We start from the raw sequence: 17988 nt of genomic DNA, 5'->3' as shown, positions 1-17988 counted from the left end.
CGCGGAAGTCCCGGCGCAACCCCTTCCCGCGGTCATGCCTGCCCGTATCCACCGCCTCCCGGCGTTTCGATGACGAACACATCGCCCGGCTTAAGCTGCGCGCTGTCCTGCGGGCCCAGTTCCTCGATGGAACCATCGACGCGCTCGACCGCGTTGCGGCCCATCGCGCCGGGCTGGCCGCCCGCCAGGCCGAACGGCGCATAGCGGCGGTTGTTCGACAGGATGGCCGCCGTCATGTCTTCCAGGAAGCGGATGCGGCGCACGCCGCCTTCGCCGCCAGGATAGCGCCCCGCTCCACCCGAGCCCGCGCGGATCTCGTAGGATTCCAGGCGCACCGGGAAACGGAATTCCAGCACTTCCGGATCCGTCAGGCGCGAGTTGGTCATATGCGCCTGCACGACCGAGGTGCCCGCGAAACCTTCGTCGCGCGGCCCCGCGGCATCGATGCGCACCGGGCCTGCCCCCGTACCGCCCGAGATCGTCTCGTAGTACTGGTGGCGCGCGTTGCCGAACGTGAAGTTGTTCATCGTGCCCTGGCTGGCGGCCAGCACGCCCAGCGCGCCATACAGGGCATTCACGATGCACATCGACGTTTCCACGTTGCCTGCCACCACCGAGGCCGGCGGGTTCGGACGCAGCATCGAACCTTCCGGCAGGATGATGGACAGCGGCACGAGGCAGCCGTCGTTCAGCGGAATGTCGTCGTTGACCAACGTGCGGAACACATACAGCACTGCCGCCACGGCGATCGCGCCGGGTGCGTTGAAGTTGTTGTCCAGCTGCTCCGAGGTGCCGGTGAAGTCCACCACGGCGCTGCGCGCCTCCGTATCCACCCGCACCGCCACGCGGATCACCGCGCCGTTGTCCAGCGGATACTCGTAGCTGCCGTCCTTCAGCACCGAGATCACGCGGCGCACCGCTTCCTCGGCGTTGTCCTGCACGTGTCCCATGTAGGCGCGCACCACGTCCAGGCCGAAGTGGTCGCACATGCGCAGCAGCTCCTGCACGCCCTTTTCGTTGGCGGCGATCTGCGCGTGCATGTCGGCGATGTTCTGGTCCGGATTGCGCGCCGGCCAGCGGCCGGAACCGAGGATGCCGCGCGCGGCCTGTTCTCGGAACTCGCCATTCTTCACGAGCTGGAAGTTGGTGAACAGCACGCCTTCGTCTTCCACCGTCTTGGAATCGGGCGGCATGGAACCGGGCGTGGTGCCGCCGATGTCGGCGTGATGGCCGCGCGATCCCACGTAGAACAGGATCTCGCGTCCGTCGCGGTCGAACACCGGCGTGATGACCGTCACGTCGGGCAGGTGCGTGCCGCCGTGATACGGATCGTTCACGACGTAGGCGTCGCCCGGCTGCATGAGGCCGGCGTTGGCATTCATGACCGTGCGCACCGATTCGCCCATGGAGCCCAGGTGCACCGGCATGTGCGGCGCATTGGCGATCAGGCGGGCCTGGGCATCGAAGATCGCGCAGGAAAAGTCCAGGCGTTCCTTGATGTTGACCGAATAGGCCGTGTTCTGCAGGCGGTAGCCCATCTGCTCGGCAATCGACATAAAGAGGTTGTTGAACACCTCGAGCATGACCGGATCGGCCTGGGTGCCGACGGCGCGGCGCTCCGGGCGCGCTTCGACACGGCGGATCACGAAGTGGTCCTGCTGCGTCAGTTCCGCCTGCCAACCGGCCTCGACGACCGTGGTCTGGTTGGGCTCGGAAATGATGGCGGGACCCGCCACCACGTCTCCGCCCGCCATCTCCTCGCGCACATACAAGGGCGTGTCGCGCCAGGCGCCGCCGCTATACATGCGAACGTTGCGGCTTGCGGCCAGCGCGCCGTCGCGCACGCGGGGCGCGGGGGCTTCGCTCACGCGCTCGCCGCCGCCCGTGGCCTCGACCGAAATGGTCTCCACCACCAGTTCGCGGTTGGGCATGAGGAAGGAATAGCGCTGGCGGTAAGCCGCCTCGAAATCCTTGCGCACCTGTTCCAGATCCGCGTAGGCCACTTCCAGGGCCGTGTCCGTGCCACGGTACTTCAGGTGCAGCCGGCGCTGGACGCCGATATCGCTTTCGGCCACGTGCTGGCGGCGCAACTCGCCGACCGCCTGGTCCGCCAATTCGTCCAGTTCGCCCTGGAGCGCCTGCATCAGCTCCGCATCCAGGATCTTCTCGACCGTCTTCTGGCGCATGTCGGTCTGGTCGGCCAGGCCCATGCCGTAGGCCGACAGCACGCCGCCCAGCGGATGCGCGAAGACCGTGGTCATGCCCAGCGCGTCGGCGACCAGGCAGGCGTGCTGGCCGCCCGCGCCGCCGAACACGGTCAACGCGTATTCGGTTACGTCATGGCCGCGCTGCACGGAGATGCGCTTGATGGCCTCGGCCATATTGCCTACCGCGATCTCGAGGAAACCTTCGGCGAGCTGTTCGGGCGTCATGTCGCGGCCGGTGGCGGCGCGCACTTCCGCGGCCATGGCCTCGAAGCGCTCGGCGACCGCGTCGCGGTCCAGCGGTTCGTTGGCGTCCGGCCCGAAAACCCTGGGAAAGAAATCCGGCTGGATCTTGCCGAGCAACACGTTGCAGTCCGTCACGGCCAGCGGGCCGCCCCGGCGGTAGCATGCCGGACCGGGATTGGCGCCCGCCGAATCCGGGCCCACGCGCAACCGCGCGCCGTCGAAATGAAGGATGGAACCGCCGCCTGCGGCGACGGTGTGGATGCTCATCATCGGCGCGCGCATGCGCACGCCGGCCACCTGGGTCTCGAACTCGCGCTCGAATTCGCCCGCGTAATGCGACACGTCGGTGGACGTGCCGCCCATGTCGAAACCGATGACCTTCGGAAAACCGGCGGTTTCGCTGGTGCGCACCATGCCGACGATGCCGCCGGCGGGCCCGGACAGGATGGCGTCCTTGCCGCGGAAACGATGCGCGTCCGTCAGGCCGCCGCTGGATTGCATGAACATCAGGCGGATACCCGGCAGTTCGCCGGCGACCTGGTCCACGTAGCGCTTCAGGATGGGCGACAGATAGGCGTCCACCACCGTGGTGTCGCCGCGCGAAACGAATTTGATCAGCGGACTGACTTCGTGCGACGCCGAGACTTGCGGAAAGCCGATATCGCGCGCGATGCGGGCGGCGCGCGCCTCATGATCCGGCGCATGCCAGGCATGCATGAAGACGATCGCAACGGCCCGGATGCCCGAGTCGTAGGCGGCCTGCATGCCGGCGCGCAGGCCAGCTTCGTCCAGTTCGCGGATCACTTCGCCATCGGCCGCCACGCGCTCATTGGCCTCGAAGACCGATTCGTAGAGCATCTCGGGCAGCACGACGTTGCGGTCGAACAGGCGCGGGCGGTTCTGGTAGGCGATGCGCAGGCCGTCGCGAAAGCCCCGGGTCGTCACCAGCAAGGTGCGCTCGCCCTTGCGCTCCAGCAGTGCGTTGGTGGCCACCGTGGTGCCCATCTTCACGCATTCGACCTGATCGACGGGCACGGGCTGCCCGGGCGCAATACCCAGCAGCTTGCGGATACCGGCGACGGCGGCGTCGCGGTACTGCTCGGGGTTTTCGGACAGCATCTTCGCCGTGGTGGTGGTGCCATCGGGGCGGCGCGCCACGATGTCGGTGAAGGTGCCCCCACGATCAATCCAGAATTGCCACTTCATAGGTATCCTCGAAAACAAGAGGCCGCCGCGGCACGTCCGGCCCCGGTCGGGTTGCAGATGACGGGGCCAAGCCCCGAATGTTGGTGAATAGGGATCAGAGCGAGGTGGCCGCCCGGGCCGCCTGGTCATACAGGCCAGACAGCGCGCGCAGCGTATGCGCCAATGGGCGGCTGAACTCCAGCCCGCCTCCGCCCGGCACGTCCAGGCCCGAGGTCAGGCATTGTTCGCGGATCTCGGCGTAGCGCTTGAGAATGGCGGCGCCTTCTTCCGTCACGCTGTAGAAGACCTCCTTGCTGCTGCGCTCGCCTTTGACCACGCCGATCCGCTCCAGCTTCTTGAGCGCGTAGCTGACGATGTGGGTGTCTTCGACATTCAGCGTGAAGCAGATATCGGCCAGCTTCTTGGACCGCTGCCGGTGGTAGACATGATGGAACACCATCACGTCGGTCGGCGTCAGATCGGGCAGACCCGCCGCGGCCATGCAACGCACGGTCCAACGGTCGAAGGCATGGCCGGCGATCATGAGCCCGAATTCCACCTCGGACAGGTCAGGCGCGCTGCCGCCGGCGAGGTGGGCCGAGGACGCGATCAAAGCGGATGTCATAGGAGACGCGAGCCGAGTTTATCTGTGCAAAATACTAATAATTTATCTATATTTCATCAATAAAAAATTAGCGTAGCGCAGCAGAACCCCCTGATTTCGAGGGAATACCCCTAGACGCTTTTCCCGCCCCGCGGCGCTTAAGGCGCGGACCAGCCCATGGGCAGGTTGGCCCGGATGAGCGATCCGGCGATGGAAATCCGGGCCGCGATGTCGGGCATCGGGTCGCCCGGCCCGAACCAGCGCGCATCGGCGATCTCGTCTTCCTGGACGCGGATGTCCCCCGAGACGTAGTCCGCCGTAAACGCAACCATCAGCGAATGCGGGAACGGCCAGGACTGGCTGCCGAAATACTGGAGATTGCCGACCTTCAGGCCGACCTCTTCGTAGACCTCGCGATGAATGGTCTGCTCGATGCTCTCGCCCGGCTCGACGAAGCCCGCGAGCGCCGTGTAGCGCGCCGTAGCCGTCGTGGTGTGCCGCGCCAGCAGGATGCTGTCGCCCTTGCGGATCAACACCATCATGGCCGGCGAAATGCGGGGATAGGCCGAGAAACCGCAGGACGGGCAACGCAGGCAGAACTCCGTGGGCAGCCGCTCGGCTGGCGTGCCGCAGACGCCGCAGAAACGGTGCGTGCGCGCCCATTCCGAGATCTGGTAGGCGCGGCCGGCCAGCGCCATGCGCTCGTCGTCCAGCACGCCGAACAGCGAACGCAGCTTCCGGAACACGTAGCCTTGCGGCGCGTCGACGCCGGGCTCGACATGCACGGTGCGATGGGGAGAATCGGGCAGCACCCAGATAGGCTGCAGGATCTCTGCCCGCACCCCGATGCGTTCGCACAACGCGGCATCCGGCAGCACGCTGGAGACCTCTTCAACCAACAACTCGTCACGACGGAAAACGAAATTCACGCAAGCCTCGGCATATGCATTCGATAGCGCAATCTTAGAAGAAAAATCGCCTTCCGGACGCACGCAGGCCGGCCTTGTGCAAAGATTGAACCCTCAAGCATCAACACCCACCAGCCTCTTAGGAATAACCCGTAAAGTCGCGATTTCACGCGCCCCTCTGCCGCACGGCAACATAGAATGGCACGGCTTTTCAGCTGCGCGTCATTACCGCAGCGTTTCTCTTTCGCAATGCCTATCGGGCACGACCCGGCTTCACCATTCGCAAAGAAGGACCACCCATGCACAAGAAAATCTCCCTGTTGGCTGGCAGCATCGTCCTGGCGTTCAGCGCTGGCGCGCAGGCCCAGACGAAATGGGACCTGCCCAGCGCCTACCCGGCCAGCAACTTCCACGTCGAAAACCTGACCACCTTCATCAAAGACGTGGACACGCTGTCGGAAGGCAAGCTGAAGATCACGCTGCACAATAATGCATCGCTGTACAAGGCGCCCGAAATCAAGCGCGCGGTGCAAGGCAACCAGGCCCAGATCGGCGAAATCCTGCTGACCAACTTCGCCAACGAAGACCCGATCTACGAACTGGACGGCCTGCCCTTCCTGGCCACCGGCTACGAAGCGTCGTTCAAGCTCTACCAGGCGCAAAAGCCCTTCCTGGAAAAGAAGCTGAACGCGCACGGCATGACGCTGCTGTACGCCGTGGCTTGGCCGCCGCAGGGCATTTTCGCCAACCGCGACATCAAGAAGGTCGCGGACATGAAGGGCCTGAAGTGGCGCGCATACAGCCCGGTGACGGCCAAGATCGCCGAACTGGTCGGCGCGCAGCCGGTCACGGTGCAGCAGGCCGAACTGGCCCAGGCCATGGCCACGGGCGTGATCGATTCCTACATGTCCTCGGCATCCACGGGCTACGACACCAAGACCTACGAGTACATCAAGAAGTTCTACGACACGCAGGCCTGGCTGCCGAAGAACGCCATCATCGTCAACAAGAAGGCGTTCGACGCGCTGGATCCGGCCACGCAGGCGGCCTTGAAGAAGGCGGGCGCTCAGGCCGAGGAACGCGGCTGGAAGCTGTCCGAGGAAAAGAACAAGTGGTACCAGCAAGAGCTGGCCAAGAACGGCATGGAAACCATCCAGCCCACCGTCGAGCTGAAGGAAGGCCTGTCGGTGATCGGCAAGCGCATGCTGGAAGACTGGCTGAAGAAGGCCGGCGCGGACGGCCAGGCCATGATCGACGCCTACAAGAAGCAGTGATTCTCCCATGCGCCGCTTTCTAGATGGTCTTTACGGCGCGGCCGGCCTGCTGGCCGGCCTGTGCACGATCGGCGTACTGGTGTCGGTGCTGGCCGCGATCATCGCGCGCCAGCTCAACATGAACATCCCCGGCACGGACGCCTATGCTGGGTATTTCATGGCCGCCGCCGGCTTTCTCGCCCTTTCCAGCACTTTCAAGCACGGCGAGCACATCCGCGTGACGCTGCTACTCAATTCGCTGAATCCCGCCGCCAGCCGCCGGCTGGACATCTTCGCCCTGTCGGTCGGCTGCCTGTTGGCTGCCGCGTTTGCGTTCTTCAGCATCAAGCTGACCTACGACTCCTGGCAGTTCAACGACATCTCCACGGCCAACGACGCCACCCCGCTCTGGATTCCGCAGATCACCATGGCGGTGGGCACGGTGCTGTTCCTGGTCGCCCTGATCGACGAACTGGTCCGACGCTCACGCGGCCTGGCCGCCGCAACTTCGCAGCAAACCCATGAATGAACTACTCGTCATAACCCTATTGGTCGTCTCGATCTTCGCGTTGCTGGGCTGCGGGGTCTGGGTCGGCCTGACCCTGGCGGGAACGGCGTGGATCGGCATGGAGATATTCTCCAGCCGCCCGGCGGGCGACGCTATGGCCGTCACCATCTGGGGCGCGTCCTCCAGCTGGACGCTCACCGCCCTGCCGCTCTTCCTGTGGATGGGCGAAATCCTGTTCCGCACGCGCCTGTCCGAAGACTTGTTCAAGGGGCTGGCCCCCTGGCTCAACCGCCTGCCCGGCCGCCTGCTGCACACCAACGTGATCGGCTGCGCCATCTTCGCCGCGGTCTCGGGCTCGTCCGCGGCGACCTGCGCCACGGTGGGCAAGATGACCATCCCCGAGCTGAAGCGCCGCGGCTATCCCGAGGAGAAGATCCTCGGCACGCTGTCGGGCGCCGGCACGCTGGGCCTGCTCATACCGCCCTCGATCATCATGATCGTGTACGGGGTGGCGGCGGACGTATCCATCGCCAAGCTGTTCATCGCCGGCATCCTGCCCGGACTGCTACTGGCGGTGCTGTTCATGGGCTATATCGCCTGGTGGGCGATCCGCAATCCGCGGGACGTACCCGCGGCCGATCCGGGCCTGTCGTTCATGGAAAAGCTGTCGCGCTCGCGGCACTTGATCCCGGTGATGCTGCTGATCGGAGCCGTGCTGGGCTCCATCTACACCGGCATCGCCACCGCGACGGAAGCCGCGGCGGTCGGCGTGGTGGGCGCCCTGATCCTGTCGGCGCTGCAAGGCTCGCTCAACCGGTCCACCTTCATGCAATCGCTGCTGGGCGCCACCCGGCTGTACTGCATGATCGCGCTGATCCTGGCGGGCGCGCAGTTCCTGACCCTGGCGATGGGCTACATCGGCCTGCCGCGCGCGCTAGCCGAATGGATCGGCAGCCTGGGCCTGTCCCAGTTCGGGCTGATCCTGGCGCTGATGGTGTTCTTCATCGTCCTGGGCTGCTTCCTGGACGGCATCTCCATCGTGGTGCTGACGATGGGAGTGCTGCTGCCGACGGTGCAGGCGGCCGGCATCGACTTGATCTGGTTCGGCATTTTCATCGTGTTCGTTGTGGAAATGGCACAGATCACGCCGCCCGTAGGGTTCAATCTGTTCGTTCTTTCCGGCATGAGCGGCCGGGAATTGCCCTACATTGCGCGCGCCTCGCTGCCGATGTTTTTCCTGATGACCGTGGCCGTGCTGCTGCTCTATTTCGTGCCGGGCATCGCGACCTGGCTGCCGCTGCACATGACCCTGTAGGCCCGCCACGCGGCAAGCAAAAGCCCCGTTCCTGGAACGGGGTTTTTTATTGGGCGGCGCGGCTCCTTCCACCCGTCGCCTGTTTCGGCGCTCTGTAAACCCGGGAAAACGCCGACCGAATCCCCCCCCTGTTCCGCTTCCAACTTTTTTAGAATCCCCAGGCGCCCATGCGCCCTATCGGCATGGCGCGCATGTGCAACCGAGGCTGCCGCCCGGACCCGCGCTCATCCGAAGCGTCGGAGCGGCCGCCCACCGCCTGGCAACCCGCCATGCGCAACAAGCCGGGCCACAAGCCTGGCGCAACTAAAACAGCTACACCTGGAGGAGCCCGCATGAAACGCATGACCTTATCCCTTGCCCTCGCCGGCCTTGGCCTGGCGGCCGGCACGGCCTCGGCCGAAACCAGCGTCACCCTGTACGGCATCGCCGACGTCAGCATCCGCTACCTGAGCACCAGTTCGGGCGCGGTCGGCGAAGACGGCAGCCGCGTGTCTATGGAGAACGGCGCCATTTCCAACAGCCGCTGGGGCCTGCGGGGCTCGGAAGACCTGGGCGGCGGCAACCGCGCCTTCTTCCGCCTGGAAAACGGCATCAACCTGCAGAATGGCAGGGGTTCGGACACCACCAAGGCATTCAGCCGCCTGGCCTACGTGGGCCTGGATGGCGGCCAGATCGGTACCTTGACGCTGGGCCTGCAGAACACCCCGATGTTCGACCTGCTGGCCGACTACTTCGATCCGCTGACCGTGGGCAACTACGATCAGAACGCCTGGCTGCCCGCCGCGATGTCCCGGGTGCGCACGAACAACATGACCAAGTACGCCAATACGTTCGGCGATCTGTCCGTCGTGCTGTCATGGGCCAACGGCGAAGACTGGGACGACCACAAGGCCGGCCAGCAATACGGCGCCAGCCTGCGCTACACCATCGGCCAGCTGGGCCTGGGCGCGGCCTACCAGCAGACTTACGACGGCACGGACTCCGACCTGCGCCAGCGCGTCTGGAACCTGAACGCCTCCTATCAGTTCGACGGCGCCAAGGTATTCGCCGGCTACTACAACGGCCGCGACGAAACCGGCTGGGTGAACGGCGTCATGGGCGGAACCACCACCGCCAGCCTGGACCGCAAGGACAACGGCTATTTCGCCGGCGTGACGTGGCAGGCCACGCCGCGCTGGGCCATCACCGGCGCCGCCTACTACGACCAGAGCAAGAACGTCGTGGAGGAAGGCGACAAAGGCAAGCGCTACGCGCTCGTCGCCGTGGCCGAGTACGCGCTGTCCAAGCGCTCGCAACTGTACGGCACCGTCGACTGGAACAAGGTCAGCGACGCCGCCAGCGGCGAAATCGCCGGCAAGAGCAACCAGCTAGGCGCGGCGGTGGGGTTCAGGCATATTTTCTAACCGCCTTTTCTATACTCCGTGTGTCAGACACCCTTACCTATACCCCGTGTGTCTGACACCCTTACGAGACACCCGTCCCATTGGCAGACCCCATCCTGGGTGTCTGACACCGGCTGACTTTGAATGCCGTCCATTCAGATACAGCCGGTGTCAGACACCCGGGAACGCCTGCTTCAGCTTTACCGGCGTTTCGTAAGGGTGTCAGACACTCGGAGTATCGGGCTTCGGTGTCAGACACTCGGAGTATCGGGCTTCGGTGTCGGACACTCGGAGTATTTACATTCCCAAATAAGCCTTCCTCACCTCATCCGAGGCCGCTAACTCGGCGGCTTCGCCCGACAAGGCCACGCGGCCGCTTTGCATCACGTAGGCGCGCGCTGCGACTTCCAGCGCCTGGGCCATGTTCTGCTCCACCAGCAGCACCGACAGCCCATCATCGCGGTTCAAGGCCGCCAGCGCGTCGAATACCTGTTCCACCAGCAAGGGCGACAGGCCCAGGCTGGGCTCGTCGATCAGGAGCAGGCGTGGGCCGCTCATCAGCGCCCGGCCGATGGCCAGCATCTGGCGCTCGCCTCCGGACATCGTGCCCGCCATCTGCTCGCGCCGCTCCTTCAAGCGCGGAAACAGCGCATAGACGCGGTCCAGCCGCTCGCGGTAGACCCGTTCATCGCGCACGGTGTAGGCGCCCAGGCGCAGGTTCTGCTCCACCGGCTGGCGCGCAAACACGCGGGCGCCTTCCGGAATCATGGAGATGCCCTGCGTCACCAGCTTGTCCGGCGACGTGCCGGTAATGTCCCGCCCTTCGAAGATCACGCGGCCTTCCTTGGGCTTGACCGAGCCCACGACGGCCATCAAGGTGCTGGACTTGCCCGCGCCATTGGCGCCCAGCAAGGCGGCGATCTCGCCCGGCCGGACTTCCAGCGACAGGCCGCGCACCGCCTGCACGCCGCCGTAGGCCACGCTCAGGTTCTCGACTTTCAGCATCGCATCAGGCACGGTGCTTTCTCCCCAGATAGGCTTCGATGACGGCGGGATCGCGTACGATCTCCTGCGGCGCGCCCTCGGCGATCGTCTGCCCGAAGTTCAGCACCAGCACCCGCTGCGCCAGGCGCATGACCACCTCCAGCACGTGCTCCACAATGATGAGCGTGACGCCCGCGGCATGAATGCCGCGCAGGATCTCGGCCAGCGCGATGGCCTCGGCCGGATTGAGGCCGCCGGCCACTTCGTCCAGCAGCAGCATGCGCGGCTCCGTGGCCAGCGCGCGCGCGAGTTCGACCTGCTTCTGCCCGGCCACGTTGAGCTCGGCCGCGCGCACGCCGGCGCGGTCGGCCAGCCCCACCAGTTCCAGCACCCGGGCGGATTCCCGGCGGGCATCGGGCAGCCGCGGATGGCGCAGCAGCGCGCCGACCATGGCGTTCTCCAGCACCGTCATCTGCCCGAAACTGCGGGGAATCTGATAGGTGCGGACCAGGCCCATCGCCGCCACCTGTTCCGGCCGCCTGCCGATCATCGATTGGCCGTCGAAGGTCACCGTGCCGGAGGTGGGCTCGTGATGGCCCACCAGGCCATTGAACAAGGTGCTCTTGCCCGCGCCATTGGGGCCGATGATGGCAACGATTTCGCCGGCGTCGACGGACAGCGAAATGTCCTTGTTCGCCACCAGGCCGCCGAATCGCTTGGTCAGGTTCTTAACGTCCAGCAGAGCCACGGCGCCTCCTCAATGTAACCAGTCCGCCCGGCAGGAACAGCGTGACCAGCAGAATGGCCAGGCCGAAAACCAGCAGGTCCAGCCCCATGCCCGAACTGCCCCACAGCACGCGCGTGCCTTCGGACAGCGGCAGCAGCACCGCCGCCCCCAGCCAGGGCCCTACCAGCGTGCCCACGCCGCCCAGGATGGTCACCAGCACGACCTGCACGGACATCGTCAGATTGAACATGGACTCCGGATCGATGAACCCGACGTACATGGCGAAGAAGCCGCCCCAAACGCCGGTCATGCCGGCGGAAATCACGAAGGCCAGCATCTTGTAGCGGTCTGCCGGCACGCCCAGGCTGCGCGAAGCAGCCTCGTCGCCGTTGATCGCGCGCCAGTAGAACCCGGTTTTGGAATGCACCAGGAAGAACGTGGCGCAGAAGGTCAGGAACGCCAGCCCCACGGCGATCAGGTAGTACGGCACCTTGCTGCGGAACAAGAGCATCCAGGCGGCGTCCCCGATGGGCGCCTCCAGACCCACCGCGCCGCCCGCCCATTCCCAGTTGATCAGCAGCAGCAGGCCGATCTGCAGCAGCGCGATCGTGGCCATCGCGAAGTAATGGCCGGACAGCCGCAGCGTGGGCCCGCCCACCAGCCAGGCCAGCGCCGCGCTGATCAGTCCGCCCAGCGGAATGCCCACCAGCGGCGTGAGCTTCAGGTGATGCAGCAGCAACAAGGTGGTATAGCCCCCCACTCCCACGAACACGCTGTGGCCGAAGGAAATCCGCCCCAGGAAGCCGCCGACGAGGTTCCAGCACGCGCCCAGCGCGCCGAACATGATCGCCAGCAGCAGCACCTGCAGGGTGAAAGCGTCCGTCACTGCCAGCGGCACCAGCGCCAGCGCGATGGCGGCCACGGCCGCCGCCGCGACCGGCCACTTCGGCACGCCCGAGGACGCGGTATCGATTTTCTGTGTCGTCTGCATCTGTCACCACCGTCCGAACAGGCCGCGCGGCCGATACCAGAGAACCAGGATGAACAGGATGTACACGCTCACGGTCTTCATCGCCGGCGCAACGAAGTAGCCGGTCATGGCCTCGATGATGCCGATCAGGATCCCCGCGATAAACGCGCCCGGCAGCGAGCCGAAGCCGCCCATGCACACCGCGACGAACGCCAGCAGGCCGAATACCGTGCCCACCGACGGGAAGACGTAGAAGAAAGTGGTCAGCAAGGCGCCGGCCAGGCCAACCGCCGCGCTGCCCAGCATCCAGACCTGGGCGTTGACGCGGTCCGGGGAAATGCCCACCAGCGCGGCCACCTGGCGGTCTTCCGCCACCGCCTGCAGGGCATGGCCCCAGCGGGTGCGGTACACCAGCACGAACAGCGCCGCGACGACCACCAGCGCGATCAGGCCGGTGACCACCTGCGGCCGTCCCAGCGAGATGCCCGCCACCGTGACGCTGCCGGACACGAGCGTGTCGGGCAGGCTGCGGTAGTCGGGGCTGAAGGCGATGAAGGCAATCTGGCGCAACACCAGCCCCAGCCCGAAGGTGGCCAGGATGACCGCCATCGCGGGCCCCTTCTGCAGACGCCGGATGATCAGCGCGTAGGTCAGGAATCCGACGAAGGCGAGCACGACGGCCACCAGCGGCGCCGACAGCGTCGGGTCGATGTGGCCAAGGGTATAGAGCCAATAGGCGGCATACATGCCCAGCATCAGGAATTCGCCGTGGGCGAAATTGATGACGTCGGTAATGCCCCAGATCAGCGCCAGCCCCACCGCCACCGCGGCATAGATCAGGCCGTTGAACAGGCCTGCCGAGAGAGCTTCGAACATGGAGTGCTCCTGCGGGGGCCCCCTCGGCCCGCCGCGTCAGGCTGAGGGTTACTTCCAGGCGAACGGCAGCGTGGGCAGGCTCTTGTCCGTGCGGAATTTTTCCGGCCATACCGTCTGGTAGGACGCCCCCTTCAGCTCCAGGATCAGGCCCGCGCCCTTGGTGTTCTGGCCCTTGGCGTCGAACTGCACGCCGGCCCAGGGCATGGCGACCTGCGCTTCGCCCAGGTCGGTCGCAGCAAGCGCCTTGCGGATGGCTTCCGGCTCGGTCGTACCGGCCCGGTTGATCGCGTCCGCCAGCACCAGCACGCCTTGCATCGAGCGCGCGTTGTTGCCGTTCAGGTCCTTGCCCGTCTTGGCCTTGTACATATCGTTGATCTTCTTCAGGCCGGCCTTCGAGGCCGCGACGTCATTGCCCCACACGTCGCGCGTGAGCACGCCCTGCACCTGCGGCCCGACTTCCTGCACGAAGCGAGAATCGATGAAGCCCGCGTCGTTGGCCAGCAGCACCGGCGGCGCGTACTTGCTTTCGCGCATGGTGCGCACGAACAACATGGCGTCGGAGGTGTAGCTGGCGAAGATGGCCACGTCGGGCTTCGCCGCGGCCAGCTTCTGCACTTCCGCCGTCACCGAGGCCGAACCCGCGCTGTAGGCGATGTTGGCGACCAGCTGGCGCTTGTACTGCTTGGCGAACTTGTCGACCGCCTTGTAGGTGTTCACGCCGAAGTCGGTGTTCTCGTACACCACGGCGATCTTGGCCGTCGGCACCGCCTTCACGCCGTCCAGGAACTGCATCATGTTCTCGACGAAGGTATCGTCGTTGGGCGAGGTGCGGAAGAACCACTTGTAGCCGCGCTCGGTCAGGTCGGGGCTGCTGGATTCGCCGTTCACGTAGGGGATGCCGCGCTGCTCGGCGATGCGGCTGGCCGTCTTGGTCACGGCCGACTGGTAAGCGCCGGTCAGGGCCACCACCTTCTCCTGGTCGATCAGGCGCTGAGCGTCGGCCAGGCCCACTTCGGGCTTGCCCTGGGAATCGCCGAACACCACCTCTATCTTCGCGCCGCCCAGCTTGGCCAGCCCGCTGCCAGCGGCCAGCGGGATGCCCTCCAGTTCGGGGTGCGGATTGTTGATGATGTCGACCGCCAGTTCGATGGCCGCCTTGATTTCCGAGCCGGTCGACGCAAGCGCGCCGGACAGCGGATAGATGGCGCCGATACGCACGGCCTTTTCCTGCGCTTGGGCGGGCACGGCGGCCAACAACGCCAGACTCGCGGCGACACCCGCAATGAGCTTCATCTTCATTACTAGACTCCTGGATTGATCCGGCTAGGTGAGAAAACAAATGCAAACGCACGGGCCGCGGCGCGCCAGGCAGGCACGCGCGGACTCGTATCGGCCCGGCCCCCTCCGGTCGGGAGCAGCCAGGCCCTGAACTGTTGTCGCCATTTCCCCTTGTCCTTTAATGGATCGTTTTGGTGGCACAACCGGTACTGCTGGAACTGCCTGTTCCCGCCGCCGGCCGCGCTTGACGCGCGGTATGGCGGCGGCGCGGTCAGAACACCGCCATCCTGCTATTGACGAGATCCGTGACCAGCATGTGGCCCGGGGCGTGGGTAATGCAGAATTCCGGACGCACCGACGCGACCACGGACTGGGGCGTCACGCCGCAAGCCCAAAACACCGGCATCTCGCCTGCCCGTATCTCCACGGGATCACCATAGTCCGGGCGGCCGATGTCGGCAATCCCGATCAACGAGGGGTCGCCGATGTGCACCGGCGCGCCGTGGACCGAGGGAAAGCGCGAAGTGACCTGGATCGCGCGGATGGCGTCGGCCGCCTTCAAGGGACGCATCGAAACGACCAGCGGGCCGCTGAAGGCGCCCGCGGCGTGGGTCGGGATGCTGGTGCGGTACATCGGCACGTTGCAGCCCTGCTCGATATGGCGCACGGGCAAGCCGTTGTCGAGCATGGCCTCTTCGAACGAGAACGAGCATCCGATCAGGAACGACACCAGGTCATCGCGCCAGATGTCGCGCACGTCGGTGGGTTCGGCCACGAGTTCGCCGTTCTTCCAGACGCGGTAGCGCGGGATGTCGGTGCGGATGTCGATGTCGTGGCCCAGTTCCGGCAGCGCGGGATCGCCCGGCTCGGACATGGCCAGCAGCGGACAGGGCTTGGGATTGCGCTGGCAGAAATGCAGGAAATCTGCCGCCAGCGCGCGCGGCAGGATCGCCAGGTTGGCCTGGACGTGGCCGGGCGCCAGGTTCGCGGTGGGGCCGGTCAGCTTGCCGCTGCGCGCATCCAGCCGCGCCTGCCGGGCCAACTCCACGCTGCCGCGCGCCCCAGGATTGGAAACCATGACTACCCCTTTTGATGACGATGTCGATACGGGGCATTGCACAGGAACCGCGGCCAACCGTCCAATCACAAGTTGCGATAAACCCCGATCAAAATTCCTTATCAGGGTTATGCCGGATGGCGCAGCGCCTCTTCGCGGGCAATCTGCTGCGCGGCCTCGGCCACGGCGCGCGGAATCTGGCTGTCCGGCCCCTGCATCCAGCAGGCCGTGTAATGCAGCGGCGGCAAGGCCGGCGCCTTGACGTCGAGGATGCGCAGTTCGCCCCGCGCCAGCTCTTTCTGGAGAATCACCGGCGCGATGACGGCCGTGCCGATGCCGTCCTGCGCCATCCGCACGATCACGCTCAGCGCGGAGCTGCCGTACATCCGCGGGGCTTCGACGCCGGCCTGCTGCAGCAGCTGGCGCACGGCGCGGTGCGGGTCGGTGGTGGAGGAATACGTGATGACGGGCCATTCGGCCAGCCGTTTCAGGGCAATGGGCTGGCGCCCTACCTTGAGCTTGGGGCTCGCCACCCAGTGCAGCGGGTAGTTGCACAGATAGAGGTTTTCGATGCGCGGCTCTTCCATGGGCCCAAGCAGGAACGCCAGGTCGATCTGGCGCGACGCCAGCTGCGTCTTGAGCATCGTGGTCGTGTCCACCTGGATCTCGACCATCAACGCCGGATAGGCGTCGTGCAGGTACTCCATCAGGGTGGGCAGCCAGGTGTGGACGATGGTTTCGGACACCCCGAGCCTGAGCGTGCCGCTCATGACGCTCTTGGCGCGCGCCGCCTCCTGCATGTCGCGCCGCATCTGCAGCATGCGCTCGGCATGCGACAGCAGCTCTCGCCCCTTGCCTGTCAGCTTGATGCCGCGGGTATCGCGATCGAACAGCCGGACGCCCAGGTCGGATTCCAGCGAGGCGATGCGCTGGGAAATCGCGGGCTGGGTGGCGCTGAGTTTTTCAGCCGCCGCGCGGAAGCCGCCCAGCGTCGCCACCCAGAAGAACGTCTCGATATTACGCAGATCGATCATGGCACCGCGTCCGGCTATGGAGCCGTCATCTTAGCGCCTGCCGGCCGTCAATGGCCCGCGAGCAGTTCCTCGACCGACAGGCCGATCGCCAGGATACGGCGGTCTGCGCCGTTGCTGCCGGCGATCATGAAACCGACCGGTGCCGTGCCCGCCGCCTGGCAAGGCAGCGACAATGCGCAGCCATCCAGGAAATTGATCAGCGTGGGGTTGCGCAGGATCAGTCCGTTGGCGGCGTAGTAGGCATCGTCCGACGCCTGCAGATCGGCCACCGCCGGCGCCACGATGGGCGTGGTCGGCATGATCAGCGCGTCGTAGCCGGCAATGCGGCGGTCCACTGCGGCGACCCACGCCTCGCGGGCATCGAGCAGGTCCAGGTAATCGGCCGCGCTCATGTCCTTGCCCCGCATGATGCGCGAGACTACCCGCGGATCGTAACGCTTGCCGGCGCGCGCGATCAGATCGCGGTGCCAGGCCCAGGCCTCGGCGGCGGTGAAGCCGCCCTTGGCGTTGATGGCCGACAGCTCGGCGAATTCAGGGATGGAGATCTCGTCGACCAGCGCGCCCGCGTCCTTCAGCCGGGCGACCGCGGCCGCGAAGCTCTCGGCCACATGCTTGTCCATCGCGTCCAGCGCCAGCGTGGCCGGGATGGCCAGGCGCAGGCCGCGCAACGGCATCGGCTCCGGGGCCGGGCCGCCGTCGCCCGACAGGATGGAGTCCAGCTCGGCGCAGCAGCGCACGCTAGCGGCGATCGGGCCGATGGAATCCAGGTTGGCCGACAGCGGCAGCACGCCGGCCATGGAAACGCGCCAGGCGCTGGGCTTGAAGCCGGTCAGCCCGCAAAGCGCGGCCGGAATGCGCACCGACCCGCCCGTGTCCGAACCGATGGCCGCGGCCGACATGCCGTCGGCGACGGAAACCGCGGCACCCGAGGACGAACCGCCGGGAATGCGCCCGGTGGCGCGGTCGTAGGGATTCAGGGGCGTGCCGTAATGGGGGTTGATGCCCAGGCCGGAATAGGCGAATTCCGTCATGTTGGTGCGGCCGATGATGACCGCGCCCGCGGCGACCAGGCGCTGCACGACTTCCGCGTCGGCGTCGGCCGCCGGCTCGCCTTCGCGCGCCACCGAGCCCGCCATCGTGGTTTCGCCCTCGATGTCGAACAGGTCCTTGATGCTGATGGGCAGGCCATCCACGGCCGAACGGACGATGCCCGCCGCGCGCAGCGTGTCGGACGCGCGGGCCTGCGCCAGCGCCGACTCGGCGTACAGGCGGGTGAAGACGCGGGCGCCCTCGCCCGCCTCGTCCTGGGCGCGTGCCAGGGCGGCTTCCGTCAGTTCCACGGAGCTCACGCGGCCCTCACGCAGGGCCAGATTCAGATCATTCAGGGTCGAAACCATAGTCATCCTAGTGCCGTCGGGCGGCATAAGTGCGAATCGGCGCGTCCGGCTTGGACGCGC

Annotated in this window: 15 protein-coding genes; 4 read left to right on the top strand and 11 right to left on the bottom strand. The window is 66.1% G+C overall.

Annotation, left to right across the window (positions count from 1 at the left end; all coding sequences use genetic code 11):
* Positions 1-32 precede the first annotated feature (32 nt).
* From AGI3411_RS15100 to nudC, 3 genes are all read right to left on the bottom strand, one after another.
* Positions 33-3656, bottom strand: coding sequence for a hydantoinase B/oxoprolinase family protein (locus AGI3411_RS15100; RefSeq protein WP_129528180.1), 3624 nt, complete (start codon positions 3654-3656; stop codon positions 33-35).
* A gap of 94 nt (positions 3657-3750) precedes the next feature.
* Complete coding sequence (locus tag AGI3411_RS15095) at positions 3751-4260, bottom strand: winged helix DNA-binding protein (RefSeq protein WP_129528179.1); 510 nt, start codon at positions 4258-4260, stop codon at positions 3751-3753.
* A gap of 137 nt (positions 4261-4397) precedes the next feature.
* A complete protein-coding gene (gene nudC / locus AGI3411_RS15090; protein WP_129528178.1) occupies positions 4398-5168 on the bottom strand; it encodes an NAD(+) diphosphatase in 771 nt (256 codons plus the stop codon).
* Between the two features lie 278 nt (positions 5169-5446).
* Here nudC and AGI3411_RS15085 point away from each other — a divergent pair, with 278 nt between their 5' ends.
* The 4 genes from AGI3411_RS15085 to AGI3411_RS15070 all read left to right on the top strand — a co-directional run bounded on the left by AGI3411_RS15085 (position 5447) and on the right by AGI3411_RS15070 (position 9626).
* Positions 5447-6421: a TRAP transporter substrate-binding protein gene (locus tag AGI3411_RS15085; protein WP_129528177.1), complete on the top strand. Its 975-nt coding sequence runs from the start codon at positions 5447-5449 to the stop codon at positions 6419-6421.
* A gap of 7 nt (positions 6422-6428) precedes the next feature.
* Positions 6429-6929 carry a TRAP transporter small permease gene (locus AGI3411_RS15080; RefSeq protein WP_043542715.1) on the top strand — a complete coding sequence of 167 codons (501 nt, stop codon included), beginning with the start codon at positions 6429-6431 and terminating at the stop codon, positions 6927-6929.
* Positions 6922-8223: a TRAP transporter large permease gene (locus tag AGI3411_RS15075; protein ID WP_129528176.1), complete on the top strand. Its 1302-nt coding sequence runs from the start codon at positions 6922-6924 to the stop codon at positions 8221-8223. The genes AGI3411_RS15080 and AGI3411_RS15075 overlap by 8 nt, the downstream gene beginning before the upstream one ends.
* 332 nt (positions 8224-8555) lie before the next feature.
* Positions 8556-9626: a porin gene (locus tag AGI3411_RS15070; protein ID WP_129528175.1), complete on the top strand. Its 1071-nt coding sequence runs from the start codon at positions 8556-8558 to the stop codon at positions 9624-9626.
* 276 nt (positions 9627-9902) lie between these two features.
* Here AGI3411_RS15070 and AGI3411_RS15065 read toward each other — a convergent pair whose 3' ends face one another.
* The 8 genes from AGI3411_RS15065 to AGI3411_RS15030 form a co-directional block, all read right to left on the bottom strand.
* Positions 9903-10610, bottom strand: coding sequence for an ABC transporter ATP-binding protein (locus AGI3411_RS15065; protein WP_129528207.1), 708 nt, complete (start codon positions 10608-10610; stop codon positions 9903-9905).
* Positions 10611-10614: 4 nt separating this feature from the next.
* Entirely contained in the window at positions 10615-11337 is a 723-nt protein-coding gene (locus AGI3411_RS15060; protein ID WP_129528174.1) for an ABC transporter ATP-binding protein, read from the bottom strand.
* Positions 11318-12307 (bottom strand): branched-chain amino acid ABC transporter permease, encoded by a 990-nt coding sequence (locus AGI3411_RS15055; protein ID WP_129528173.1) that lies wholly within the window; start codon positions 12305-12307, stop codon positions 11318-11320. Before AGI3411_RS15055 ends, AGI3411_RS15060 begins: the two co-directional genes overlap by 20 nt.
* Positions 12308-12310: 3 nt before the next feature.
* Positions 12311-13162 carry a branched-chain amino acid ABC transporter permease gene (locus AGI3411_RS15050; RefSeq protein ID WP_129528172.1) on the bottom strand — a complete coding sequence of 284 codons (852 nt, stop codon included), beginning with the start codon at positions 13160-13162 and terminating at the stop codon, positions 12311-12313.
* A gap of 48 nt (positions 13163-13210) precedes the next feature.
* The gene (locus AGI3411_RS15045; RefSeq protein WP_129528171.1) at positions 13211-14461 is read right to left on the bottom strand and encodes an ABC transporter substrate-binding protein; all 1251 of its coding nucleotides are present in this window, start codon (positions 14459-14461) and stop codon (positions 13211-13213) included.
* A gap of 250 nt (positions 14462-14711) precedes the next feature.
* Complete coding sequence (locus tag AGI3411_RS15040; RefSeq protein WP_129528170.1) at positions 14712-15518, bottom strand: putative hydro-lyase; 807 nt, start codon at positions 15516-15518, stop codon at positions 14712-14714.
* 107 nt (positions 15519-15625) lie between these two features.
* Positions 15626-16531 (bottom strand): LysR family transcriptional regulator, encoded by a 906-nt coding sequence (locus AGI3411_RS15035; RefSeq protein ID WP_129528169.1) that lies wholly within the window; start codon positions 16529-16531, stop codon positions 15626-15628.
* Between the two features lie 47 nt (positions 16532-16578).
* Entirely contained in the window at positions 16579-17928 is a 1350-nt protein-coding gene (locus AGI3411_RS15030; protein ID WP_129528168.1) for an amidase, read from the bottom strand.
* Between the last annotated feature and the right edge of the window lie 60 nt (positions 17929-17988).

The sequence above is a fragment of the Achromobacter agilis genome (genome assembly GCF_900496965.1).
GTDB classification, from domain to species: domain Bacteria; phylum Pseudomonadota; class Gammaproteobacteria; order Burkholderiales; family Burkholderiaceae_B; genus Achromobacter; species Achromobacter agilis.
The sequence above is the reverse complement of the archived record's forward strand: the minus strand, read 5'-3'. Positions and strand labels throughout refer to the sequence as shown.

What these genes read in the sequence shown, in the direction of transcription:
- AGI3411_RS15045 (WP_129528171.1), bottom strand. Translation starts at nt 14,461, where the DNA reads ATGAAGATGAAGCTCATTGCGGGTGTCGCCGCGAGTCTGGCGTTGTTG.
- AGI3411_RS15075 (WP_129528176.1), top strand. Translation starts at nt 6,922, where the DNA reads ATGAATGAACTACTCGTCATAACCCTATTGGTCGTCTCGATCTTCGCG.
- AGI3411_RS15070 (WP_129528175.1), top strand. Translation starts at nt 8,556, where the DNA reads ATGAAACGCATGACCTTATCCCTTGCCCTCGCCGGCCTTGGCCTGGCG.
- AGI3411_RS15040 (WP_129528170.1), bottom strand. Translation starts at nt 15,518, where the DNA reads ATGGTTTCCAATCCTGGGGCGCGCGGCAGCGTGGAGTTGGCCCGGCAG.
- AGI3411_RS15100 (WP_129528180.1), bottom strand. Translation starts at nt 3,656, where the DNA reads ATGAAGTGGCAATTCTGGATTGATCGTGGGGGCACCTTCACCGACATC.
- AGI3411_RS15055 (WP_129528173.1), bottom strand. Translation starts at nt 12,307, where the DNA reads ATGCAGACGACACAGAAAATCGATACCGCGTCCTCGGGCGTGCCGAAG.
- AGI3411_RS15050 (WP_129528172.1), bottom strand. Translation starts at nt 13,162, where the DNA reads ATGTTCGAAGCTCTCTCGGCAGGCCTGTTCAACGGCCTGATCTATGCC.
- AGI3411_RS15085 (WP_129528177.1), top strand. Translation starts at nt 5,447, where the DNA reads ATGCACAAGAAAATCTCCCTGTTGGCTGGCAGCATCGTCCTGGCGTTC.
- AGI3411_RS15030 (WP_129528168.1), bottom strand. Translation starts at nt 17,928, where the DNA reads ATGGTTTCGACCCTGAATGATCTGAATCTGGCCCTGCGTGAGGGCCGC.
- AGI3411_RS15080 (WP_043542715.1), top strand. Translation starts at nt 6,429, where the DNA reads ATGCGCCGCTTTCTAGATGGTCTTTACGGCGCGGCCGGCCTGCTGGCC.
- AGI3411_RS15035 (WP_129528169.1), bottom strand. Translation starts at nt 16,531, where the DNA reads ATGATCGATCTGCGTAATATCGAGACGTTCTTCTGGGTGGCGACGCTG.
- AGI3411_RS15065 (WP_129528207.1), bottom strand. Translation starts at nt 10,610, where the DNA reads ATGCTGAAAGTCGAGAACCTGAGCGTGGCCTACGGCGGCGTGCAGGCG.
- AGI3411_RS15095 (WP_129528179.1), bottom strand. Translation starts at nt 4,260, where the DNA reads ATGACATCCGCTTTGATCGCGTCCTCGGCCCACCTCGCCGGCGGCAGC.